The organism is Oceanobacillus senegalensis (genome assembly GCF_900176885.1).
Classification (GTDB): domain Bacteria; phylum Bacillota; class Bacilli; order Bacillales; family Amphibacillaceae; genus Oceanobacillus; species Oceanobacillus senegalensis.
The window spans coordinates 2,898,754-2,923,570 of the sequence record NZ_LT839648.1; the positions used below are offsets into that span (position 1 = coordinate 2,898,754).

Sequence of the window (24,817 nt, forward strand, 5' to 3'; positions counted from 1 at the left end):
CCAGTGGACAACAACATTCCCACTGATTGAAGTTTCGCTTTTCCTTATCTTAACATAGTTTCACACGTTAATGTTGTAAAGTTTTTGTTGAATTTCGCAAAAAATTCAAAGATATTTTTATGGTTCTTTTCACACAAAAAGTGGAAGTGTTTCCCTTTTCCTTTGCACGAGTTGATATTCTATCCGAACAGGTTGATTTCCCACAACAGTTAACACAACAAAAAAGCCACCCTATCAAAGAGTGACTTTCAAGCTAACATCTAATCCAATATCTGTACGATAGAAATAATCTTTGTTAGCACTTGTTGAATTTAATACCTTATAAACGTTATTTCTTGCATCATCCAATGTTTCTTCTTTAGCTCCTACTAAAAGTACACGTCCACCATCCGATACCAGGTTATCTCCCTCATACTTTGTTCCAGCATGGACGATATAGCTATTTTCTGATTCCTTGAAATGGGGGATTGCTATCCCTTTTTCATAAGAAACCGGGTAGCCACTTGAAGCTAAAACAACACCAAGGCACGCGGCATCTTCCCAAACTAGCTCAGGATTTTTTCCATCCAATACATCCAAGAATACTTGCACTAAATCATTTTGCAATAATGGTAAGACAACTTGAGTTTCTGGATCACCAAATCTCGTATTAAATTCAATTACCTTGGGACCAGATTCGGTCATTATTAACCCACCATAAAGGATTCCGGTGAATGGTCGCCCTTCTTTCATTAATCCATCTGCAGTCTTTTGTAAAATATGTTCTACAGAAAAAGCAATATGCTCGTCTGTAACATCAGGAACAGGAGAGAAAGCACCCATCCCCCCCGTATTCGGCCCCGCATCCTGATTAAAGGCACGTTTATGATCACGGGCAGGAACCATTGGATAAACCTGATTTTCATGGACAAATGCCATTAAGGAGAATTCTTTTCCCTCAAGAAATTCTTCAATAACAATGGTTGACCCTGCTTCAGAGAATGTTTTAGAAACAAGCATTTCATCAACAGCTTTCCATGCATCTTCCTTAGTTTCTGCAACGATAACTCCTTTTCCAGCAGCAAGTCCATCAGCTTTAATCACAATCGGCGCACCTTTTTCTTCAATATACGCCCTCGCTTTTTCTACATTTGTAAAGGTTTCATATTCTGCTGTTGGAATATCATATTTTTTCATGAATGATTTCGCGAAGCTTTTACTTCCTTCGAGTAAAGCTGCTTCCTTCGTTGGAGCAAATACTTTAAGTCCTTCTGCTTGAAAACGATTTGCAATACCCTCATTTAGTGGATCTTCCGGACCGACAATAGTTAGATCTATTTTCTCTTCTTTAGCAAAAGCAATAAGACCATCTATATCCATTTCATCAATAGGAACGCAGATAGCTTGCTCCTTCATTCCACCATTACCTGGTGCCGCGTACAAATTAGTTACTTTCTCACTTTTAGCAAGTTCTAATACAATACTATGCTCGCGTCCACCTTTACCAACAACTAGTACGTTCATCTAATAACCTCCACTTTTAGGGTGAGATTAAAGGGATTGCAACTGCTCCCCCTAATCTATTAATGTTTAAAATGACGCATTCCTGTATAAACCATGGCAATCCCATGCTTATCACATACATCAATTGAATCTTGGTCACGCTTCGAACCACCAGGCTGAATAATTGCTGTTACCCCTGCCTTAACTGCTTCCTCAACTGTATCCGGCATTGGGAAGAAAGCATCCGAAGACATAACAGATCCTTTTGTTTTCTCTCCGGCTTGCTCAATGGCAATTTTCGCTGAACCTACACGATTCATTTGACCAGCACCAACACCAATTGTTTGACCGTCCTTCGCTAATACAATCGCATTGGATTTCACATGTTTTACGGCTTTCCATGCAAATAGTAAATCTGCTACTTCTTGTTCAGATGGCGTACGTTTTGTTACCACTTGTAAGTCATCTTTCGTCACTGTACCATTATCTTGACTTTGAATTAATACACCGCCATTTACAGATGTAAGCTTGTGATTCACAGCCTCTCTATTCGTCATATCTAATTCAAGTAAGCGAATATTTTTCTTTCTTGTTAAGATTTCCAAGGCCTTTTCTGAAAAGCTTGGAGCAATGATAATTTCTAGGAAAATACTACTTAGTTTCTCTGCTGTCTGAGAATCTACTTCTTTATTTAATGCAACAATTCCACCAAAAATAGAGATTGGATCCGCATCAAAAGCACGGTTAAACGCATCAAATAATGTCTCAGATACTCCGATTCCACATGGATTCATATGTTTTACTGCAACCGCTGCTGGTTGTTCATTATAATCTGCTAAAATTTCTAGTGCCGCGTTCGCATCTTGAATATTGTTGTAGGATAATTCTTTGCCGTGCAGTTGTTTTGCTGCAGCTAGACTCATTGATTTAACAATTGGCTGCTTATAGAACGCAGCATTTTGATGAGGATTTTCCCCATAGCGAAGAGATTGTACTTTTTCATATGTGACCGTGTATGTCTCAGGAAATTCTTCCTTTGTTTCCCCTAAGAAATATTCCGCAATCATCGCATCATAATTGGCAGTATGACGGAAGACCTTTGCAGCGAGTTGTATTCTTTTTTCATCATCTAGTCCATCCGTTTGTAATGCTTCTAAAATAGAATCATAATCAGCTGGGTCTACTACGACTGTCACATCTTCAAAGTTTTTCGCAGCAGAACGAAGCATGGTGGGACCACCGATATCAATATTTTCAATAATTTCCTCTTTGGAAACTCCAGTTTTTTCAAGTGTTTGTTTAAATGGATATAGGTTCACAACAACCATATCGATTGGATGGATCTCATTTTCTTCCATCTGATTCATATGATCTGGATTGGAACGTTTTGCAAGTAATCCACCATGTACTTTCGGATGTAGGGTTTTTACACGTCCATCCATAATTTCGGGAAATCCAGTAATATCATCAATTGCTCGTGCAGCAATTCCTGCTTCTTGTATTTTTTTTAGCGTTCCACCTGTGGAGATAATCTCATAGTCTAGTTCTACAAGACCTTTAGCAAATTCTACGACATTCTGTTTATCAGAAACACTGATGAGTGCTCTTTTCATGTTTACCCCTCACTTTGACTAATTGTTTACACTAGGCTCTTTTCGTATATTTTGTTGTTTTTTACTTCGCATTTGAAGGATGATGCGCAATAACTTATTAAGATAGTTGATAGTGCGTTTATACCGCTGCAAAAATACACTACGCGCACCTTAGGGCGCTGATGAAGCCTTCCTTATCCTGCGAGAATAGCACGTGTCTAGACCCGAGCAAGAAGTAGTTTTCTTCCGAGGAGGCTGAAGCCGTTCCCTAGGGTGTGCGACTGTCCGCAACGGAAATCAACATACACACAAATAAAGTTAGTTCGCATTTTATAGATTTTACGCAACAAAAAACAACAACCTTTTAGAAGACAGCCTTGTACTAAAGATATCTATTTCACAATTTGCTGAATGACTTTTGGATATAGCTGATGTTCTACTTGTTGGATTCTTTTTTTAAGCGTTTCTTCCGTATCATTCTCTAAAACTTCTACGGACTCCTGTGCAATAATCGGTCCTGTATCAATTCCTGCGTCAATATAGTGAACCGTAACACCCGTTTTCTTAACTCCAGCTTTATAGGCTTGCCCTATGGCATCCTTTCCTGGAAAATCAGGTAATAGAGATGGATGAATATTGACAATCTTACCTTCGAAGGCATTTAATAAAGTTGGGCCAACAATTCTCATATATCCGGCAAGGAAAATCCAGGAAACATTTAAATCCTGAAGTTTCGATACTAATGTCCCTTCGAACTCTTGCTTCGACCCATATTCTTTTGGATTAAAAACGTATGTTGGAACACCTAATTTATCTGCTTTCTCAATAACGCTAGCTCCAGGGCGATCGCATACAAGCAATGAAATTTCGCATGGGAGATTGCTAGATTCCATAATAGATTGAAAGTTGCTACCTGCCCCTGATGCAAAGACTGCTGCTTTTACTTTACTCATGATAGAAAATGTACTCCTTCACGATTAACCACTTTTCCAATAATGGATGCCTTCTCTCCAGTCTCCCCTAAAATGGTAAGCGTGCTTAGGGCCTCTTCTTCACGAACAACTAGCGCCATACCGACTCCCATATTAAACACACCGTACATATCATTATCTGGAATGGACCCTAGTTTTTGAAGAAATGGAAAGATTTCTGGGACTTCCCAGCTATTCGGTGAAATCTCTACCCCTAATCCTTCTGGCATCATCCTTGGGAAATTTTCATAGAATCCACCACCAGTAATATGAGAAATCCCTCTAATTTCATGTTTTTCTAAAACACTAGCAATAGCTTTTGCATAAATCTTAGTCGGAGTTAATAGAGCTTCTCCTAATGGTCTGCTAAGCCCATCTGGTGTCTCATTTAAATCCAATCCGTCTACCAGCTTTCGAACTAAAGAATATCCATTGGAATGAATACCACTTGATTCAAGACCAATGACAACATCCCCAGCTTCAATTGCTTCACCAGTAATTAGTTTGGATTTATCAGCAATCCCGACAACGAAACCAGCGAGGTCATATTCATCATCACTATACATTCCCGGCATTTCTGCTGTCTCACCACCAATTAAAGCAGCTCCAGCATCCACACATCCAGATGATATACCAGAAACAATTTGTTCAATTCGTTCCGGTTCATTTTTTCCGCATGCAATGTAGTCTAGGAAAAATAGCGGCTGTGCTCCTTGGGCAACAATATCATTGGCACACATAGCAACTAAGTCAATACCCACTGTATTATGCCTATCTACCTGAAAGGCAAGTTTTAGTTTGGTACCAACACCATCTGTTCCTGATACCAACACTGGTTCTTTATAGTTAAATTTCGATAAATCAAACAGTCCCGCAAATGAACCAATTCCACCTAAAACCTCAGGACGTGTTGTTTTTTTAATATGCTTTTTCATCCGTTCTACTGCCTCGTAACCTTTTTCTACATCAACACCAGCTTGCTTATATACATCTGACATAGTCACATGACACATCCTCATTGCTTTAATAGTTAATTCCATTTTATTCTTTTTGGTCTTCACATTTTATAGATAGGTTCATTCTCGTAAAATCAGCCTTATTTTATTCGCTGTTTCAACTTGTATACGTTACTTCTTTTTCTTCCTCTTCTTGAACAGGATACTTCCCTGTCATGCATGCCATACAAATACCTTGATTGATTGAGTTATCTTTTAATATCGCCCTTTGCAATCCTTCTTCCGATAGAAATGAAATGCTGTCCGCTCCAATAATCTTAGCAATTTCATCAATCGAATGATTTGCGGCAATTAATTCATCTTTTGTGGACATATCTACTCCATAAAAACAAGGATCCGTAATCGCAGGAGAAGCAATTCGAACATGGACTTCCTTCGCTCCTGCTTCTTTTAATAACTTTACAATCCGCTTACTTGTCGTCCCACGAACAATGGAGTCATCAATCATAATGACACGCTTTCCTTCAATTATTCCACGGACTGGGGAAAGCTTCATTTTCACCCCAAGTTCCCGAAGGTCCTGAGATGGCTGAATAAAAGTTCTACCAACATAGCGATTCTTAATAATACCCATTTCATACGGTAGTCCACTCTCTTCTGCAAATCCAATTGCAGCAGAAATACTTGAATCTGGAACACCAACTACAATATCTGCATCTGCTGGAGCTTCTTTAGCTAATTCTTTTCCCATTTTTTTACGGGATGCATGAACATTCACATAATTTTCATTGCTATCTGGTCTAGAAAAGTAGACATATTCCATCGCACATAAACTACGCTTTCTTTGCTCAGCAAATCGAATGGACTTCAATCCGTTATCATCGATAGTTATTAGTTCGCCTGGTAATACTTCGCGTAGGAATGTTGCACCAATTTGATCAAATGCACAGGTTTCTGAAGCAACCACATAAGCATCCCCAAGTAACCCAATAGATAATGGACGAATTCCTGATGGGTCAAGGGCTGCATACATCTTTTCTTCTGTCAATATTAAATACGCGTAAGCACCAACCATTTGATTCAAAGCATCGCTTATTGAGTTTTCATTTATTCCTTCACCATTACGTTTAATTAAATGCGCTAGCACTTCTGTATCAGAGGAGGTTTGCAGGATACTTCCCTGTTTCTCTAACTCCCCACGCAATTTATAGGCATTCATGATGTTTCCATTATGCGCAAGTGCCAAACTTCCCGTTTGTGCATGAAATAGTAATGGCTGTACATTACTTGCAGCCTTTTCACCTTGCGTACTATATCGGACATGACCAATTGCAACACGTCCTTGCAATTGGTCAAATTTAGCATGTTTAAATACATCATTTACTAGACCCAAATCTTTATGAACGTTTAATTCCGTTCCATCATTCACAACAATCCCAGCACCTTCTTGACCACGATGCTGCATAGAGTGAAGACCATAGTAAGTTAATTCAGCAGCTTTGTCATGACCCCAAATTCCAAACATTGGACATTCCTCACTTATTCTTTGGATTTCAGCAAGCTCGGGATTGCACCTCTCCAAAGTTCTTCAAGTTCTTTTACATCCCCATCAATCACAATGTCATTGTTAATAGAGACTTGAAGTGTGCTATCTGTCGTTACCTTGCCGATTTGTTTTGCATCGTCCACCATACGTTCAAATTTCTCTTGTTCTTCCGCTTTTACTGTTACGATAAATCGAGATTGAGTTTCACTAAATAAAACAGTAGTAGCGTCACCTTGTAGTTCCACTTTCGCTCCCAAGCCTTCCGTATCGAATGTAGACTCTGCTAGTGCAACCGCTAATCCACCTTCCGAAATATCATGTGCTGATTCAACAACACCCTCTTGAATTGCTTCAAGAATTTGCTTTTGACGACGGCGTTCTATCTCAAGATCAATACTAGGTGCTTTACCGGAGTACTTACCGTCAACCATGTTTTGTAGCTCACTACCACCAAATTCCGCTTTTGTTTCTCCAATAAGATAAATAACATCATCAGCTGATTGGAAGTGATTTGCCGTTACATGTTCTGTTGTTTTAAGTAGACCAACCATCCCGATAATCGGTGTAGGCATAATCGCCTGTCCCTTTGACTCGTTATAAAGCGAAACATTCCCACTAATGACTGGAGTTTCTAATTGAAGACAAGCCTCACGAATCCCTTCGATACTTTGTTCCATTTGCCAGAATGTTTCTGGGTTTGTTGGATTTCCATAGTTAAGCCCATCCGTGATAGCTAAAGGGGTAGCACCTGAGCAAATAATATTTCTACTTGCTTCGGCAACTGCTATTCTACCACCGACTTTTGGATCCAAGTATATATAGCGAGAATTACAATCCGTTGTCATTGCTATTGCTTTATCTGTTCCTTCGATTTGAACGATGGCTGCGTCTGATCCTGGTCCGACCAACGTATTGCCTTGTGCCTTTCTATCATATTGTGTATAAGCCCATTCCTTCGATGCAATTGTTGGTTGTTGCAACAAAGTACGAAGCATATTTTGATGGTTATCTACTGCTGGCACGTTTTCTTCCTGAGCTTGAAATTCTGCATAATAGGCTGCTTCCTTCTTGGTGAGTTCATAGACAGGTGCTTCATCTGTTAATGCTACAACTGGAATTTCAGCTTGGATTTCACCATGCTGCTTAATTCGGAAAATTTGCTCCTCGATAACTTCACCAATAGCAACAGCATCGACATCGTGCTTTTTAAAAATATCAAGGATTTCCTGTTCTTTCCCTTTCTTAACGACTAAGAGCATTCTTTCTTGTGACTCCGATAGCATGATTTCATACGCATCCATATTTTCCTCACGTTGTGGAACAAGATCAAGATTCATTTCTATTCCAGTACCCGCTTTTGCTGCCATCTCACTTGCAGAAGATGTAAGTCCAGCAGCCCCCATATCTTGAATACCTACAAGTGCATCAGAATGAATGACCTCTAAGCAAGCCGCAATTAATTTTTTCCCTATTTGAGGGTCACCAATTGCTACGGAAGAGCTATTATCTTTTTCACTTTCCACTACGTCAGAAGAGAATGTGGCACCATGGATTCCGTCTTTTCCTGTGTCTCCACCTGCATAAATTACTGTATTACCTACGCCCTCTGCTAGCCCTTTTTGTACGTCATCATGATTAACTAAACCGACAACCATAGCATTCACTAATGGATTTTCTTCATAGCTTTCATCAAACTGTACTTCCCCACCAACAGTTGGGACATCAACTACATTTCCGTAACTTGCGATTCCTCTTACAGCCTCACTGAACAACCATTTGGTATGATTTTTATCTAAATTTCCAAAACGGAGAGAATTTAATGATGCAATTGGTTTAGCACCCATGGAGAACACATCACGTAGAATTCCACCTACACCAGTAGCCGAACCTTCAAACGGTTCAACAGCCGATGGACTATTATGACTTTCAATTTTAAACACAACTGCTTGATTATCACCGATGTCAACGACACCAGCGCCTTCACCTGGACCTTGTAGAACATGTTCACCTTCTGTAGGGAACTTTCTCAGTAGGGGCTTTGATGTTTTATAGCTACAATGCTCCGACCACATAACAGAGAAAATACTTGTTTCTGTATAATTTGGCAAGCGGTTCATTTTATCCTTTACAAGCTTAAATTCAGCATCTGATAAACCCATTTCCTGATAGATTTTTTCTACTTCAATTTGTTCAGGTTTGATTGTATTGTTACTCATTTGCTTTTCCCTCCATAATCCCTATTAGAAAAACGCTATATTCTCTCGTTTCTCTTATATTTGGTGTTTAATGTTCACTTTTGGTCCAAATTCCATATCTTATCTTGTGAACCGTTAGTTATTAATTGTTTCCTTGCATTTTTCCATCTGAGCCGATACCTCGTCAAACGTATCTCCTATATACGTAATATGTCCCATTTTTCGTTTTTCTTTTGCTTCCTTTTTGCCATATAAATGAACAAAACCTTCATTCTTCTGTTGCATTGCTTCGATAACTGTTTCCATATCTTTCCCCAGGATATTTAACATAATCGCCGGCTTAAATTGTCTAATTTTCGCTAATGGCAGTCCGCATATCGCTCGAACATGCTGGCCAAATTGCGATATATTACAAGCTTCAATCGTATAATGACCAGAATTATGTGGTCTAGGTGCCATTTCATTTAGATAAATATCTTCACCCTTAACAAACATTTCAATCGCAAAGGTGCCAACAATATTCATTTTTTCAGCAAGTAACCGAGCAGCTTCATATGCCTTAATTTGCACCTCTACACTAATCCTAGCAGGTGCCATCGTCTTATAAAGAATATGGTCACGATGCTCATTCTCCGATATTGGGAAGTTGGCTATTTCACCTGATTGAGATCTAGAGAATACAACAGATATTTCTTTATCAAATTGAATCCATTCCTCGATAATGCAATGCTGATGTTTCTCAGCAAATTCCTTCGCTTCTTCTACATCTGCTTGTGAATTTAGTTTCAACTGTCCTTTTCCGTCATATCCACCACGGCAAGTCTTAATGACGACAGGAAAGTCAAATTTCTTTAATGATTCTTCACACTCTTTTGCATTTGTTACAATTTCAAAAACTGGAGTTGATAATTTTAGGTCCTTGATTGTTCGCTTTTCTTTTTCTCGATTTTGCGTTACCTCTAAAGCATAAGAGCCTTGTGGAAGTTTGCCACAACTCTCGATGTAACTTGCTGCTTGTAAATCGACATTTTCAAATTCATACGTAACCACATCACTAATATCTGTTAACCGTTTAATTGCATCCATATCATCATAGGCTGCAGTGATTTGTGTATCAGCGACTTGTGCAGTCGGACAATTAGGTGTAGGGTCAAGAACAGCAATACGATACCCCATATACCTTGCTGCTATAGCCATCATCCTACCAAGCTGGCCACCACCTATAATCCCTATGGTTTGATTTGGAACAATTGTTTTATTTGTTTGCAAGTTCTTCCCTCATTTCTGCTACTTTTTCTTTCATTTCTTTTCGATAGTTTGCTAGATTATCTGCAACTTTTGTATCAAAAGCCCCAATGATTTGAGCAGCGAGAATCCCTGCGTTTTTCGCCCCAGCTTTCCCTATAGCAACCGTAGCTGTTGGGACACCACCAGGCATTTGCACAATTGATAATAAAGAATCAAGACCATTTAATGCCTTCGATTGAACGGGAACACCAATGACCGGTAACGTTGTTTGAGATGCAACCATACCCGGCAAATGTGCTGCACCACCTGCTCCAGCGATAATCACCTTCAGACCACCTTCTCTGGCAGACTTCGCATAGGTAAACATATCATCTGGGGTACGGTGTGCTGAGATAACTTCCTTTTCATAAGGAATTTCTAACTCCTGAAGCACGTTACAAGTATGTTCCATTGTCTCCCAATCTGAAATACTCCCCATAATGACACCAACTTGAGCCATGAAATCCCTCTTTCTATGTTTAATAAGATCAAATATTTGTTTTAATTTCGATTTATTATAATAAAAAAGTCTATTCTCCTCCCTCATATAAGAGGAAAGATGAATAGACTTTATTCTGCATCTCATGTTAATTCTTCCACAAAAGATACGTGGAATGGATTCAAAGATGCTGAATTAAATCTTATATGATGACAACGATTCACCTTCCCTCATAGTCCAGCATTTACGGTGCTGGGTAGAAACTTCTAAGCCCTATCCCTAGAAATATATGAGGTGTTTTTCGTATCCTTTTCTTGTGTTAAGGATATCAATTTGTTGAGCTATTGTCAACAAAATATCGAACAATTATTTTTTTATTTAAATTAACGTTCGGATTTTAGCCTCATTTATCCATTTCCATCATATATTATCGTCTTTTCGTGTTGGATTTGAGCCTTACTTTGCTACTCTATCACGATATATCATATAATGGAATTCCACATCTCATTCACAATAGGACGTATTCACAATCAATCCTAGCAATTGGCTACCTAAATTAAGTCAAGCAATCATAACTAACCCCATCCTGTTTCTTATAAACCATTTTAAAATCTCCTATTAAAATAACTGGATAACCTATATTAATAGATTATTTATAAATGTTCGCTATTGACATCACTACAAATTGTATTCTAATATGACTAGTATAACTACATATAGTTATACCAATGAATATGGTGTCAAATATATCAATGACTTAATAGGGAATCTGGTGAAAGTCCAGAACTGTTCCCGCAACTGTAAGTGCAGACGAATGAAGGATAACCCACTGTCTTTTAAGATGGGAAGGGCTTCATGAGAGAGAAGCACAAGTCAGGAGACCTGCCATGTTTATAACGTGTTATCTTCTTCGGGAGTTGGGGGGATAGAACGATGGTATTTTTATAGACAGGTACTACTAGAATCTTTACAAGATTTTTTTGTCTATTTATACATATCAACGTTTTATTAAAAACCCATCCTCTGTATAGAGTGATGGGTTTTTCTTTCTATGATCTGGACTATTTCTCTAATTCCCGACTTTAAAATGAAAAAAGGAGGGAATGATAATGAGTTACCCATTATCTTCTGATGTCTCTCGAACCATTCAAACGAAACTAGTTTTACCGCCTGACACCAACCATCTCGGAACCATTTTTGGAGGAACCGTTCTATCATTTATTGATGAAATTGCGGCCATTACAGCCATGAAACATAGTAAAAAAGCAGTTGTTACAGCATCTATAGATACGGTCAATTTTCTTTCTTCGGCTAAGGTTGGTGATGTCCTAATGCTTGAAGCAGTTGTGGTTTCTACTGGAAATACCTCCATGGAAGTTTATGTCAAAGTTGAATGTGAAGATTTAGAATCTGGAGAGCGAAAAATGACTACGAAATCATTACTGACGATGGTAGCTACAAATAAAGAAGGCAAACCCACAAGTGTTCCAGGTGTCATTCCACAAACAGAAGAAGAAAAAAGATTATTTGAAGAAGCACACCTTAGAAAGTATAGACGTTTAAAAATAAAAAGTTTTGTTGGAGGGAATTAACTTATGAATAGACAGATCCAAATTAATTCAGAAATAGAAGATGTCCTTAAAATTATCGATGATACTTCTAAAAAGTACAGAGTGGAAACCACGAAACTAAAAGAAAAAATCTTAGAACGAAACGATTCAACTAGTTCGCCTAATAAACAGGCATTACTTTATTCATTAAATCAAATTTCTATGGACGAGCCGGATTGGACCTTTTTATCAGCACGCTTGTTTCTCCATACATTGTATGAAACGGCAGCAAGGAATAGAGGATATAGCCCTAAGAAAAAATACGGAGACTTTTATTTTCTCATTGAATCATTAACCAATTTGGGGATATATTCTACTACCCTACTAGAAGAGTATTCAGAAGAGGAAATCCATCTCCTAGCCCAAGAAATGGAACCTGAACGGGATAAGCTTTTTAATTACATCGGCTTATTCCTACTTGCAGATCGCTATCTTTCAAAGGACTATGACGGAAACATTTATGAGCTCCCTCAAGAACGTTTCATGATTATCGCCATGACACTCATGCAAAAGGAAAAATGCAATCGTCTAGAGCATGTTAAAGAAGTTTATTGGGCGTTAAGTAATTTGTATATGACCGTGGCAACACCCACTTTAGCCAATGCAGGAAAAAGTTTTGGTCAGCTTTCGTCTTGTTTTATCGATACGGTAGATGATTCCCTAGACTCTATTTATTTAAATAACTGGGATATTGCTCGCGTCAGTAAGGATGGGGGTGGAATAGGAGTCTATTATGGAAAAGTAAGAGCACTAGGATCTGATATTAAAAGATTTAAAGGCAACTCATCTGGAATTGTCCCTTGGATTCGTCTCCTTAATGATACGGCAGTAAGTGTGGATCAACTTGGGCAGCGCCAAGGAGCAATAGCAGTCTATTTAGACGTTTTTCATCGGGACATGATGAATGGTTTCTTGGATTTAAAAACAAACAACGGGGATGAAAGACGTAAAGCCCATGATATTTTTACAGGCGTTTCCATACCGGATTTATTCATGGAAAAACTGAAAGAAGTGGATGAGAATGGACGAAGTATTGGTGAATGGCATACATTCTGCCCCCATCAAGTGAAACAATACATGGGTTGGACAGATGAAAATGGTCAACCCCTTGGCCTGGAGGATTTTTACGATGAAAAGGATGAGAAGTATTTTACAGAAAAATATGAGGAAGCAGTCAAACATCCATTACTTCCACGTAAAACCTATCGGGCGATGGACATTATGGCACGTATTATGGTTTCACAGCTTGAAACTGGAACACCATATATGTTTTATCGCGATGAAGTAAATCGACAAAATCCAAATAAACATGTTTTAGGAAAAGGGCGAACATCTATCTATTGCAGTAATCTCTGTACAGAAATAGCCCAAAACATGTCCACAACTAAGGTAGAAAAGGAATATGTAAACGAGGATGGCAATGTAATCATTGTGCGAAAACCTGGTGATTTTGTCGTTTGTAATTTATCCTCCATTCACTTACCAAATACCGTACGTGACCAAGTTCTTGATCGGTTAATTCCGATTCAAATGAGAATGCTGGACAACGTGATTGATTCAAATACCATTTCTGTTAGCCAAGCAACCCTGACAAACCAAAAATATCGTGCGGTTGGATTGGGGACGTTCGGCTGGCACCATTTGCTAGCATTACAAGAGATTTACTGGGATTCCGAAGAGGCAGTCCAATATGCAGATAGCTTATATGAAGAAATAGCCTATCACACCATTCAAGCATCCATGACGCTCGCAAAAGAAAAAGGAGCCTATCCAAAATTTAAAGGATCGGAATGGGAAACAGGTGCTTATTTTAAAAGAAAAGGATATACATCGGAAAGATGGAGAAAGCTCCAGGAAGAAATTTCACGGTATGGAATTCGGAATGGCTGGATGATGGCCATTGCACCCAATTCGTCTACAGCTAAGATAGGCGGTTCAACAGATGGGATTGACCCTATCTATTCCGTTGAGTATGCAGAGGAGAAGAAAAACTTTAAATTTAAAGTAACACCACCTGATTTAAATCATCGTACGTATGCTTATTATCGACGTGTGAGACATGAACTCGATCAGCATTGGAGCATTAAGCAAAATGCAGCTCGTCAACGCCATATTGATCAAGCAATTAGTTTTAATCTCTATGTACGCCATGATATCAAGGCTAAGGAATTACTTCATCTTCATCTTCATGCGTGGGAAGAAGGGTTGAAAACCACTTACTACGTAAGAAGCACATCCCAAACAGAAATCGATGCCTGTGAGGCTTGTCATAGTTAAAGAGGAGGAGAAACATAAAAATGTTAAAAAAAATAAATTTGCTCAATCCAACTTTTCCAAACAAATCTACCGGAATCATTAACGGAAAATCGTCAGGAATTCTAAATTGGAATGACCTAGCCTATCCACAAATGTATCAGCTATACCAAACCTTATTATCCAACTTTTGGAAGGCACAAGAAATTAACATGCAGGATGACATAAAACAGTGGGACGAGCTTTCCAATCATGAAAAAGATGTATTTCTAAGGATTAATACTCAACTAGCATCACTAGATAGTTTACAAACACCAACCATGACTCAGGTAATGGATTATGTGACAGATCCTAGCTTTAAAGCCATTTTAGCAGTAATCTCTCAACAGGAAGCCGTTCATAATGAATCTTACTCCTATATTCTAAGTTCATTAATTCCAATTGGCGAACAAAAAGAACGTTTTGACGAGGCGAAAGATGACCCACTTATAAGGAAACGAAATCAATTTATTATCGATACGTATGAAGAATTTAGAGCAAATTCCACACCCCAACTCTTGTTTAAATTAGCGATACAATCCATTAATTTAGAAGGAATTTTCTTCTATGCTGGATTTGCTTTCTTTTATAACTTAGCACGACAACAAAAAATGCTAAAAACGAGTACCATGATAAGTTATATCCAAAGAGATGAGATGCAGCACTGTTACTTTATGACACAATTTGTCCGCATCCTATTAACAGAAAATCCTAGTTTAAATACAGACCAGAATATTCAATATGTATACGATACGATTGATGAAGCCGTACGTTTAGAATGGGAATGGGCTAATATCATTTTAAACAATATTGACGGGATTGACCTCATAGAATTTAAAGATTATTTGGAGTACCTTGCGAACAAGCGTTTACGTCAACTAGGATTAGTAAATTTATATGTCGAACGGGAAAATCCAATTCCTTGGATTCATGTATTCAGTGATGAAATGATGAATGAAACCAAATCAGATTTCTTTGAACAGAAGTCACGAACCTATACAAAAGTATCACAGGAAAATGGCTTTGATGAATTGTAGGAGATTTAAAATGAAGGTTGCTATCGTTTATACATCCGTTACTGGGAATACGGAACACTTAGCTAGAATCCTGACTGAGCAATTTAAAATTCGTCAATGTGACGTTTCAACCTATAGAATAGAAGATTTTCCAATCCAGTATATTGATAAATTCGATATTTTTATTATAGGAACATACACCTGGGGAAAAGGCAACATTCCTGAAAATATGACATTCCTTTTTGCATCGTTTGAGGGTTCTGAGCCATCCCATCTCGTAACCGGCGTTTTCGGTACAGGTGATCGCTTTTTCCCACACTTTTGTGGTGCTGTCGATAGGTTTAGAGATTTACTTAAACAAAAAACTAGACTTGCTGTTACCTTAAAAGTAGAGCTATTTCCACAAAAACAAGATGAGCATAAATGTGTGAAGTTTGTAGAGCGATGTGTCCAAGCTCATTCCAGTATGGTATAGAAAAAGTCAGTCCCACTATGCATATAAAGTAGTGGAGACTGACTTTTCCCTTAAAGTGATTTGGAAACCACTTTTACCTATAGACTATTCTTCCTTCGTTGGTTTAGCTTGCATGTTGGACACAGCATCGTTGCTCTTTGCTTTTGTCCTTTTAAGTAGTCTTCCTTTTCGCACCTGTTTCACCCAAAAGCCACCATAGATCCGTTTGGGCTCATAGGATATAATAAATGCTTTTGGATCAATTTCCTGTATGGTTTCATAAAGACGTAATTCATATTTTCTTGGTGTCAAAATTTGCATGGATAAGCGGTCTCCATCCATTCCATAAGCAGGCCAACTCGTTACACCATATCCTTTACTTCTGATTTTTCTCGTAAATTCTAAATCAGGATTAGATGAAACAACATTTACTGTAATATATCCAAGTGCAAGCTTTTCTTCAATCTTTGCACCTACAATTAACCCGGTTCCATAACCGATAGCATATGCAATTACATTTTGTATTTCATTTAAGTTATCAAGTACTAAACCTAATCCTACAATATAAACAACAATTTCAAACATACTTACAAAAGAAGCGATGTATGTTCTTCCCTTTAACGTTAAAATCATTCGAATGGTCATTAATGATACGTATACAACATTTACGATAAAAATAATAGCTACCATGATCAAGGCATTCTCAAGCAATATTAACCCCTCCTACCTATTTTTTATTTTTATCTAGTTATCGGTCCTCCTCAACATAATAAGACTCCTCATCTTTTTCACACCATATATAGGCACCCTTCCTATACACTGGGCATATGGTATAGAAGATTCTCCGTTAAAAGAGGTGTTAATATGGATCCATTTCAACAAATGAGTGACTGGAAAAAAAATATGGATCATTTTTTTGGCGAAACCTTTTGGAATGATTTTGAAGATATCATAAAACCTAATATTCCCCAAATCAATATGTACCAAACGGACAACGAAATCCTTTGCATTGTAAATATGCCTGGTTTACAGGATATAAACCAAATTGATATCTATGTGAACTATGCAAGCCTTGAATTAAAAGGTAACATCGATATCGAGCATGCACATGGGATCGTCGTGAAAGAGGAAATTCTTCAAGGTATATTTGATCGAGAAATAAGCCTCCCATTTCCTGTACGCGCTGATAAAATAGATGCCACATATAAAAACGGACTGGTATATATTCAGCTTCATCGATTAATTTCTAAAAAAAGCCAAAGAAATAAAGTGGATGTACGTCTATTGGAAGACGAATAATCTATGTCTTGGCGATTGCTCCTGTGTAAAAGTGCCCTTATGAATGATAGTTGAAAGGTCACTTGAACATCAGATGTCAATCGCCCCTTCAAAAACCTCTTGCACGCTTTCGCAATGCTACCCGCCAATTTGTAGCCAATTCCCGGCAACTTGAAAGTTCATCTGCTAATCGTAAATCATGTTTATTTAAATACATAATTTCATTACAGGCTGCTATCGACCATTGTGGATACGGTCTATCTAATAAATTTAAATCTGTTCCTTCTTCCACATACCCCTCCTGTACTACACGAAAGTACCATCCTGTCCGCATACTTTCTCTTAATTCCTTTGTCTTGGCGACACCTGGCCGTGATACTTGAATAATGGCATCCCCCATTTGAAAGGTGTCTCCAATAAACACTGTAAATTCATCCATCTCCAAGACAGAGAAATTTTCCCCCATCTCACCGTATGTCAACATCTCAGATTTTTCTTCTTGCCAGAAAGTATAGTGTTTAATTGGATAGGTAAAAATAGCCTTATCCCCTTCCTCTCCTGTAGAAATCCCCATTTCATATAACCATACCTTCTTCTCTCCTGATGGTTTACCATCAGGAAAAAAAATTTTATATACATAAGGTTCATCCATTATGTCACCTACTTTCAATATGTGATATAGTATTTTTATCGTCGGTTCACTGGCTAGAGAATTCTAGAATAATTGATGGGAATTAACAACCAGTCAAAGCCCAATTCGTTCAAGGGCTTTGATGTTATACCCTTGTGGTGCTCAATCAGTAGGGAATAAACCCTCCCCCCACTAATTGAAGCTTCACTCTATTCTACTATTTTTATAGATTCCTTTGTACCTAAGTTATATTAATAGGAGTGAAAAAGTTTGTCTACATTGAATAAAGCAACATTTGCTGGTGGTTGCTTTTGGTGTATGGTAAAACCATTTGACCAATGGGAAGGGGTGGAACAAGTAATTTCGGGCTATACTGGAGGACATGTTAAAAATCCAACCTATGAACAGGTAAAAAGTGGCCAGACCGGACATTATGAAGCCGTGGAAATCAGCTTTGACCCGTCCATTATTAGCTACAAAACGATTATTGATTTATATTGGAAGCAAGTCGACCCAACGGATGATGGTGGACAATTCCATGACCGTGGAGACCAATATCGAACAGCTATTTTTTTCCATAATGAAGAGCAAAGAAAAGTTGCTGAATCTACAAAATATGCTTTGGAAAAAAGCGGAAAGTTTTCAAAACCAATCGTTACAGAGATTATTCCTGCAACGACTTTCTACCCTGCAGAGGATTACCACCAGGATTTTTATAAAAAAAGTGAAAAAGAATATAAGGAAGATCGAGTCAAATCAGGTCGCGATGAATTTATTAAGGCTGTATGGTCTTATGAATAACACTTGTAAGGAGCCAATCGTTTCTTGGCTCCTTATTCTTATATATGGTCTTCCACGTAATACCGTTGATATTTATTACCCCGGTATTTCACGCTTTGTTTGAAAGGGTTGTTTTCGTATCCCTTATATTGTTTCGTAATAGAACAATTACCATATTAAGCTATATCGCATAATAGATATGTTGTACACCAGAAAAAATCCCATAAAAAATATCCTTTTAAATGGATGACAAGCTTATACATCTTGTTTACATGCTTCAATAAACCCCAGATAAATTTTATCGGATGCCTCATCATTCATTGCTTCTGGATGCCATTGAACCCCAAGTACAAATGTATTTTCCTTACTTTCTATCGCTTCGACTACTCCATCACTTGCCAATGCACTAATTTGGTAATTTTCGGAGACATCACGATTTGCCTGATGGTGATAGCTATTAACACGAATTTTTTTCTGCCCAACTAACTGGTAAAGTAAAGAGTTACCCAAAATATCAACATAATGAGAGCCATGTTCTCTTGGTGCTCTTTGAGAATGCTGTAATAATTCAGATTCCATTTGTGCATATATATCTTGGTACATATCACCACCAGCAGCAATATTTAAAGTTTGGCTCCCTCTACAAACGCCAAGGATTGGTTTATCCATATCTAGCATTTTCTTCATTAGCTCGATTTCAAACTGGTCTCGTTTCGGGATAATAGGTCCAAGTTTCGGATGCGGCTCTTCCCCAAATAAAGTTGGATCGATATCATCTCCACCAGTTGCATACAATCCGTCTATCTGCTGAGCAATCTGAGCTAAATCCATATCATCCAATACATAAGGAAGCATCATCGGTAGACCGCCAGCACGAATGATTGCCCTAACATTACGTTGATTAGTTGTATATTGCGTTTGATCAATTTCCATCGATGTGGTAATCCCAATTATAGGTTTCAACCATATCCCCTCCCCACTATTCTAAAAATTAATTCTATTCTAATCCCTTTTCATCTACCTGTCTATCGATATTGTCACACGATATCTCTTGTCATTACATTCTTTTGTCCTTTAAATGCGAGTAATTTTAGTAAGTGCCAATTTCCGCTTCTGGCAGCCGCCCCCCCTTAGGTTACGGCTTTTGAACAAGCTTTTCCCACAGGACAAGAAAGGTTTCGCCAGCGTTACATGTTCGTTAGCAAATTGATTTCTATTTTCAAAAGAGTCGATAGTCCTCCTTTCCAACCAACAATCTTAATCAAATAATTGCTTATGATGACATAATAAAACAGATTAAATTTCCAATAATTAATACTTCCTTCCCTTGGAATAATAGTGATATAGTTTAATAACATGTAAATATTAGGACACATTAGTTAGGAGAGAGTATTTTGTCAACGAATGAATCATTATCACCGTTGAAAACATTATTATTTAGTTTCCACGCCTCCAACACCGTTATTCTTAGCTTTTTACCATTGTATTTACAATATAAAGAATTGAATGAGACGGAAATTGGCTGGGTACTTGCAATCGGACCACTTGCCTCCATGTTTGCACAACCGTTTTGGGGTTATATGAGTGATAAATTTAAAACAATCAAATGGATATTGTTTATTTGCGTCATAGGTCTTCTTATTGGAAGTACACTCTTTTTCCAAATGAATACATTATTGACGATTATTCTAATGGGAGCTGTATTTTACTTTTTCACTACGCCCATTGGTGCACTTGGAGACAGTTTAGCTCAACGCCGTGCCGATGTTCTACAAATCCCTTTTGGAAGTATACGCACGTGGGGGTCTATCGGATTTGCTCTTTCCTCGTTAATTGTTGGAGAAATACTATCCAAGGTCGGTATTCAATATATGATATGGCCTTACCTATTTTTTGGAACAATGGCCATGCTAGCAACCATCCGCTTAAAAGACGCAAAAGTTGAGTCAGATCCTGTTCGTTTATCCGACTTAAAACAGCTTATTGGGAACAAACCTTTTCTTCTATTTTTAATAATGGTCGTCTTTATTACGATTGCTCACCGGACAAATGACAGTTATATCGGATTATATATAACAGAACTTGGTGGTAGTGAAGGTTTAGTGGGCCTAGGTTGGTTTGTCGGTGTAGTTACGGAAGCAGCTGTTTTCGCATTTGCTGGATTTTGGTTTAAAAAGTACCATACTATGATTTTTATTATCGTGGCATCCATTTTATATACGGTTCGGTGGTTCTTGTATGCAACCGTTGATGATCCGATGCTCGTAATCGGAATGCAGTTTTTACACGGGCTGACATTTGGTGTATTTTATACAGCCGCATTTGAATATGTGACTCGACTCATTCCAAAACTTCTCCAAGCTACAGGACATCTTGTATTCTTTGCGGTATTCTTTGGCTTATCTGGAATTGTCGGTTCACTTACCGGTGGATTAATCATGGACCACTTCGGTGGAAACACCCTATATTTCGGGATGGGATGCCTCGCAGCATTAGGAACCATCCTACTCACCACATACCATGTCCTGCCATACGGTAAAGAAAATAAAGTACGTAATAAATAACGGATGTGACTGGTACTTCCCATTTAAAAAAACAGGAGCACTATTGTACTCCTGTTTTTTAACGATTATAATTTAGCTCTTTTCTTATATATTTAACTATTTACTATGTCGTAATAGAAAGGTGATGTGACGTAACTGATGAAATTTATTGGTACATGTCGATGTAACTTTACTTATTAGCTTAATACTTATAGAACCATAGAACAATTATGTTTGTTGATGCACGTTAATTTCCACTGCGAGCAGTCGCTTTCCGTGAGCACGGCTTCAGCCTCCGTAAAGGGAGGCTTCGTCAGTGTTACATCTTCGTGAGAAAAAGTGTTTTTCTTTTTCAAGGAGTCAACCGCCCTTCGTTCCAATCAACATTATTATAGCTAAAACAATAATAGAAGCTTATGCTCAAAAATAGCGGAGGAAATACACGAAGACTCCTCGAAAATAAAGTTCCATTTGTCTGATTGCGATGCGTTGCTGCCGTAGCGTTCCTTGTCCTATGGGATGAAAAGCCTAGGTGAGACTACGGAGAGCGTTAGCTCGGAGGAGGCTCAGCAGCGCCCATGGAAAGTGAACTGCCCCCTGTCAAGTAGACACGATAAATAAAAAATGAACTTAGGCGGTGGCTTTCAAAAATTCTAAGGGAGCTAAACCGCCTAAATTAAATTGCAGTCTTTTGTTATTATAGAAATAAATATAGTCATCTATGGATTGAACTAGCTGATTAAAAGTCTTATATTCATGGGCATGTAAGTAATACTTTTCACACTTAATCATTCCCCAAAAACCTTCAATTGGCCCATTATCGATGCATTTCCCAGGTCTTGACATACTATGTTGTAATCCAGCTTCATTCATGATTCGCTTAAAGCCATACGACGTATATTGCACGCCTCGGTCTGTGTGTAGTAAGGGGTTCTCTCCCGTTAGTGTGGCAATGGCATGATTGACTGTATCAAATACTAATTCATTATTGTTAGCTCGGCTGATACGATAACCAACAATACGCCTATCATATAAGTCTAATATGGCACTGAGATAGGCTTTATACCCTGGTCCATATTTGAATTCTGTTACGTCGGTGACCCATTTTTCATTTGGCTTAGAAGCATGAAATTCACGATTCAAAATATTAGTTGATGTGTATTCTGGTTTTGATGGTCGATAGTTTTTCTTCAGACGACGAATCACTGCTTTTATCCCTTTTTTATGCATTAGACGGTATACCCTTTTCTCATTGATAGGTCTCTCATACTTTCGATTAAGGTACATAGTCATCCGGCGATAACCAAAGATCCCCTCAGCTTTTTGATGCAAGGATTGAATTTCTCCTAATAACTCCTTGTTCCACTGGTCTTCTTCCGTATCTTCACGCTTTAGCCAATTATAATAAGCGCCACGATTAACACCGGCGACTTCACATAACAATTGGATAGAATAAGGATGTTCCTCATGTAACTCCTGGATAACTTGATATAAATCTTCATGGCGAACACGCGTAATTGTAGTATCCGGCCTTATTCCATCCTCTTTAACTTTTTTAAAAAGGCCACCTCTGCTTGTAAACGTACATTTTCCTTTTCTTTTTCAGCCAATTCACGTTTTAATTTTTCTTCTTTGGTTAAAGCAGCCTCGGGTTTAGGTTTCCCACGACGATCCTGGAGAGCATCCCAACCCCCATCTTCATACTTACGAACCCATTGATAAACTTGTTGGTAGGATACATCATAAAGAGACGCCGTGAGTTGATAGTCTTTATCATAATACAATGCAGCTTTGACAATTTGTATTCGTTCCTCTAACGTGGTTTTTCTTCTCTTACCCATAGAGATACCCCTTTCGTCCGCACGTGCTTTTATGTCTCTATGGCGATTATAATCCTTTATCCACTTTCTTAAAACCGAAGCACTTGAAATGTCATGTTTCCGAGTAACTTCTCGTAAAGAGTAATTCCCCGAATGGTAATCAGCAATCGCTGCTTGTTTGACTTTTTTAGGATAATGTTGAATCTCACTTTGTTTCTCTAATCCTTTTTTACCTTCCTTCCTTACAATTTCATCCCATGCCTTTACGCTCGTATGATGCACTCCATATTTTTGGGTCATTTTGGATAATACACGACCCTCTTTTTTATATTCCTGAACTACCTTCCATTTAAATTCAGGAGAATAATACGGACGTCCCAATGTTATCGCTCCTTTTGAGTAATATTTTTTATTATTTGCATTGTCTACTCAAAAGGTAGCGTATCAAAGCGTAGTGTATTTACGTAGCGGTATTTACGCACCTTTTTCTGTATTAAGTTACTGCGCATCATATCAATTTTGTGCATAAACAATAATTATTACAAAGCAGCCTATATCTTAAATTTATTTACAATTGCATTTAACTGGTTAGAGATATCTGCAAGTTTTCTTGAACGGTCGGCTACATCTTCAATAGATGCTGTTGATTCCTCCGTCGCAGCAGAAACCCCTTGTGCATTGGAGGCCATGTTTTCAATCGCATTCTTTAACTGTTGTACGTGACGAACAATTTGTTCAGACGTTCCTGTTTCATCATGCGTTATTTAACTTCTCGATTGTTGCCTTCGTATCCAATGATGACGACTTAATAGCATGCATTTGATCAACAATTTCATTTACCTTCTGTATCCCTTTTTCTGCTGTTTCCATAGTAAATTCAGCACTCTTAACACTTGTATCTGCTTTCTTGCTAGATAATTGAATCATGTTAGAAAGATTCACTAAAGCACTAGAAGCTTCTTCCGTCATCACAGCACCATCTTGAGTACTTGATGCCACCTCTTCCATGTTACTAGAAACATGGCCAAGTGCCATTCTCATTTCATTCATCGATGTTGAAGTTTCATTTGCATTCTCGACTAAATCATCAGAGGATTCTTTAATCGTCCGAATAACCTGCCTCAAATTGGTGGACATCTCTTCCACGTGACGAGCTAAATCACCCACTTCATCCTTACTCATAACCTGGATATCCTGTTTTGTAATATCTCCATCTGCTATCATTCTAGTTCGTTCGATTAACATTGAAATTGGTTTTGTTTTCTTCCTAATTAAGTACAATGTTATCGTTGCAGCAAATAACAAAGGGATCAATCCAATTAATATTCCATCCATTACAACATTCCATGTACGTTCCGTAACAATTTGTGCATCAAAATCAATGACACTTACTGCAACAATCTCTTTCGATGCATCATGGTCTTCAAATATAGGTGCATAACCAGAGATGCGTTTCATTCCGCCAAATTCATAAATTCCTGAATAGGTAGAATGCTTCATTTCCTTTAGTGTTTGAATTGCTTTCTCATCTATATAAAACTGATCTCCAACCTCAAATCCTTGTTCCTTTAAATTATCATCCAAAGCAAGAATCTCACCTTCAAGGTTGATGATAAAATGATCTTCAAAAATTTCCTTATGGTCGATGGTCCAACTCAACTTTTGACCTATGTCCTCTGTATCTAGTAACCCAGTTGTAATATTGGCACAACCATATGCCTTCACCCCTGCCGCCTGGTACAGGCTATCGTATGCTGTTTTGTATGTAGTAATTGAATTAATAATAATGGTTGCAAAAATAACACCAACAATAATTAAACCTAATCTCCACGTTAAAGATTTTTTTCATACAGATTATCCCCCTATTCAACCTAATACAAATGTACCATAAAAGGAAGGATAATTGTCATACATATATAAATTTC

Annotated in this window: 22 protein-coding genes and 2 riboswitches; of the genes, 7 read left to right on the forward strand and 15 right to left on the reverse strand. The window is 38.0% G+C overall.

Annotated features, from left to right (window positions below):
• Positions 1 to 234: 234 nt before the first annotated feature.
• From purD to purE, 8 genes are all read right to left on the reverse strand, one after another.
• Positions 235 to 1,503 (reverse strand): phosphoribosylamine--glycine ligase, encoded by a 1,269-nt coding sequence (gene purD, locus CAO17_RS14005; protein ID WP_085993303.1) that lies wholly within the window; start codon positions 1,501 to 1,503, stop codon positions 235 to 237.
• A 59-nt stretch (positions 1,504 to 1,562) separates the two neighbouring features.
• On the reverse strand, positions 1,563 to 3,095 hold the full coding sequence (gene purH, locus CAO17_RS14010; protein WP_085993304.1) for a bifunctional phosphoribosylaminoimidazolecarboxamide formyltransferase/IMP cyclohydrolase: 1,533 nt from the start codon (positions 3,093 to 3,095) through the stop codon (positions 1,563 to 1,565).
• Positions 3,096 to 3,466: 371 nt separating this feature from the next.
• Entirely contained in the window at positions 3,467 to 4,027 is a 561-nt protein-coding gene (gene purN, locus CAO17_RS14015; RefSeq protein WP_085993305.1) for a phosphoribosylglycinamide formyltransferase, read from the reverse strand.
• Positions 4,024 to 5,043 (reverse strand): phosphoribosylformylglycinamidine cyclo-ligase, encoded by a 1,020-nt coding sequence (gene purM, locus CAO17_RS14020; protein WP_085993306.1) that lies wholly within the window; start codon positions 5,041 to 5,043, stop codon positions 4,024 to 4,026. Before purM ends, purN begins: the two co-directional genes overlap by 4 nt.
• Positions 5,044 to 5,158: 115 nt before the next feature.
• On the reverse strand, positions 5,159 to 6,526 hold the full coding sequence (gene purF / locus CAO17_RS14025; protein ID WP_085993307.1) for an amidophosphoribosyltransferase: 1,368 nt from the start codon (positions 6,524 to 6,526) through the stop codon (positions 5,159 to 5,161).
• Between the two features lie 14 nt (positions 6,527 to 6,540).
• Positions 6,541 to 8,763, reverse strand: a complete 2,223-nt coding sequence (purL, locus tag CAO17_RS14030) for a phosphoribosylformylglycinamidine synthase subunit PurL (RefSeq protein ID WP_085993308.1) — start codon at positions 8,761 to 8,763, stop codon at positions 6,541 to 6,543.
• Positions 8,764 to 8,877: 114 nt separating this feature from the next.
• Positions 8,878 to 10,011, reverse strand: a complete 1,134-nt coding sequence (purK, locus tag CAO17_RS14035; RefSeq protein ID WP_085993309.1) for a 5-(carboxyamino)imidazole ribonucleotide synthase — start codon at positions 10,009 to 10,011, stop codon at positions 8,878 to 8,880.
• The gene (purE, locus tag CAO17_RS14040; protein ID WP_085993310.1) at positions 9,998 to 10,489 is read right to left on the reverse strand and encodes a 5-(carboxyamino)imidazole ribonucleotide mutase; all 492 of its coding nucleotides are present in this window, start codon (positions 10,487 to 10,489) and stop codon (positions 9,998 to 10,000) included. Before purE ends, purK begins: the two co-directional genes overlap by 14 nt.
• Before the next feature lie 192 nt (positions 10,490 to 10,681).
• Positions 10,682 to 10,781: riboswitch (purine riboswitch) on the reverse strand.
• 405 nt (positions 10,782 to 11,186) lie between these two features.
• Positions 11,187 to 11,372: riboswitch (cobalamin riboswitch) on the forward strand.
• 205 nt (positions 11,373 to 11,577) lie between these two features.
• Here purE and CAO17_RS14045 point away from each other — a divergent pair.
• The 4 genes from CAO17_RS14045 to CAO17_RS14060 are packed head-to-tail and all read left to right on the forward strand — an operon-like array spanning position 11,578 to position 15,861.
• Positions 11,578 to 12,060: an acyl-CoA thioesterase gene (locus tag CAO17_RS14045; protein WP_085993311.1), complete on the forward strand. Its 483-nt coding sequence runs from the start codon at positions 11,578 to 11,580 to the stop codon at positions 12,058 to 12,060.
• 3 nt (positions 12,061 to 12,063) lie between these two features.
• Entirely contained in the window at positions 12,064 to 14,355 is a 2,292-nt protein-coding gene (locus CAO17_RS14050) for a ribonucleoside-diphosphate reductase subunit alpha (RefSeq protein WP_085993312.1), read from the forward strand.
• Positions 14,356 to 14,375: 20 nt separating this feature from the next.
• Entirely contained in the window at positions 14,376 to 15,407 is a 1,032-nt protein-coding gene (locus CAO17_RS14055) for a ribonucleotide-diphosphate reductase subunit beta (RefSeq protein ID WP_085993313.1), read from the forward strand.
• 10 nt (positions 15,408 to 15,417) lie between these two features.
• Entirely contained in the window at positions 15,418 to 15,861 is a 444-nt protein-coding gene (locus tag CAO17_RS14060; protein ID WP_085993314.1) for a flavodoxin domain-containing protein, read from the forward strand.
• A gap of 84 nt (positions 15,862 to 15,945) precedes the next feature.
• On the opposite strand, the gene CAO17_RS14065 is transcribed toward CAO17_RS14060, so the two are convergent.
• Positions 15,946 to 16,551 carry a DUF2179 domain-containing protein gene (locus CAO17_RS14065; protein WP_085993315.1) on the reverse strand — a complete coding sequence of 202 codons (606 nt, stop codon included), beginning with the start codon at positions 16,549 to 16,551 and terminating at the stop codon, positions 15,946 to 15,948.
• A 153-nt stretch (positions 16,552 to 16,704) separates the two neighbouring features.
• Here CAO17_RS14065 and CAO17_RS14070 point away from each other — a divergent pair, with 153 nt between their 5' ends.
• Positions 16,705 to 17,139: an Hsp20/alpha crystallin family protein gene (locus CAO17_RS14070; RefSeq protein WP_085993316.1), complete on the forward strand. Its 435-nt coding sequence runs from the start codon at positions 16,705 to 16,707 to the stop codon at positions 17,137 to 17,139.
• Positions 17,140 to 17,227: 88 nt separating this feature from the next.
• On the opposite strand, the gene CAO17_RS14075 is transcribed toward CAO17_RS14070, so the two are convergent.
• Positions 17,228 to 17,770, reverse strand: a complete 543-nt coding sequence (locus CAO17_RS14075; RefSeq protein ID WP_085993317.1) for an MOSC domain-containing protein — start codon at positions 17,768 to 17,770, stop codon at positions 17,228 to 17,230.
• A gap of 249 nt (positions 17,771 to 18,019) precedes the next feature.
• Between CAO17_RS14075 and msrA the strand changes: the two genes are divergently transcribed.
• A complete protein-coding gene (msrA, locus tag CAO17_RS14080) occupies positions 18,020 to 18,550 on the forward strand; it encodes a peptide-methionine (S)-S-oxide reductase MsrA (protein ID WP_085993318.1) in 531 nt (176 codons plus the stop codon).
• Between the two features lie 234 nt (positions 18,551 to 18,784).
• On the opposite strand, the gene CAO17_RS14085 is transcribed toward msrA, so the two are convergent.
• Positions 18,785 to 19,492 (reverse strand): gamma-glutamyl-gamma-aminobutyrate hydrolase family protein, encoded by a 708-nt coding sequence (locus CAO17_RS14085; protein ID WP_085993319.1) that lies wholly within the window; start codon positions 19,490 to 19,492, stop codon positions 18,785 to 18,787.
• A 431-nt stretch (positions 19,493 to 19,923) separates the two neighbouring features.
• Between CAO17_RS14085 and CAO17_RS14090 the strand changes: the two genes are divergently transcribed.
• A complete protein-coding gene (locus CAO17_RS14090; RefSeq protein WP_085993320.1) occupies positions 19,924 to 21,093 on the forward strand; it encodes an MFS transporter in 1,170 nt (389 codons plus the stop codon).
• Between the two features lie 609 nt (positions 21,094 to 21,702).
• Here CAO17_RS14090 and CAO17_RS14095 read toward each other — a convergent pair.
• The 4 genes from CAO17_RS14095 to CAO17_RS14105 all read right to left on the reverse strand — a co-directional run bounded on the left by CAO17_RS14095 (position 21,703) and on the right by CAO17_RS14105 (position 24,617).
• The gene (locus tag CAO17_RS14095; protein WP_143833766.1) at positions 21,703 to 22,608 is read right to left on the reverse strand and encodes an IS3 family transposase; all 906 of its coding nucleotides are present in this window, start codon (positions 22,606 to 22,608) and stop codon (positions 21,703 to 21,705) included.
• Positions 22,605 to 23,273 (reverse strand): helix-turn-helix domain-containing protein, encoded by a 669-nt coding sequence (locus CAO17_RS14100; RefSeq protein ID WP_085993322.1) that lies wholly within the window; start codon positions 23,271 to 23,273, stop codon positions 22,605 to 22,607. Before CAO17_RS14100 ends, CAO17_RS14095 begins: the two co-directional genes overlap by 4 nt.
• 170 nt (positions 23,274 to 23,443) lie before the next feature.
• Positions 23,444 to 23,581 (reverse strand): hypothetical protein, encoded by a 138-nt coding sequence (locus CAO17_RS21110; RefSeq protein WP_179151961.1) that lies wholly within the window; start codon positions 23,579 to 23,581, stop codon positions 23,444 to 23,446.
• 64 nt (positions 23,582 to 23,645) lie between these two features.
• A complete protein-coding gene (locus tag CAO17_RS14105) occupies positions 23,646 to 24,617 on the reverse strand; it encodes a methyl-accepting chemotaxis protein (RefSeq protein ID WP_085993323.1) in 972 nt (323 codons plus the stop codon).
• Between the last annotated feature and the right edge of the window lie 200 nt (positions 24,618 to 24,817).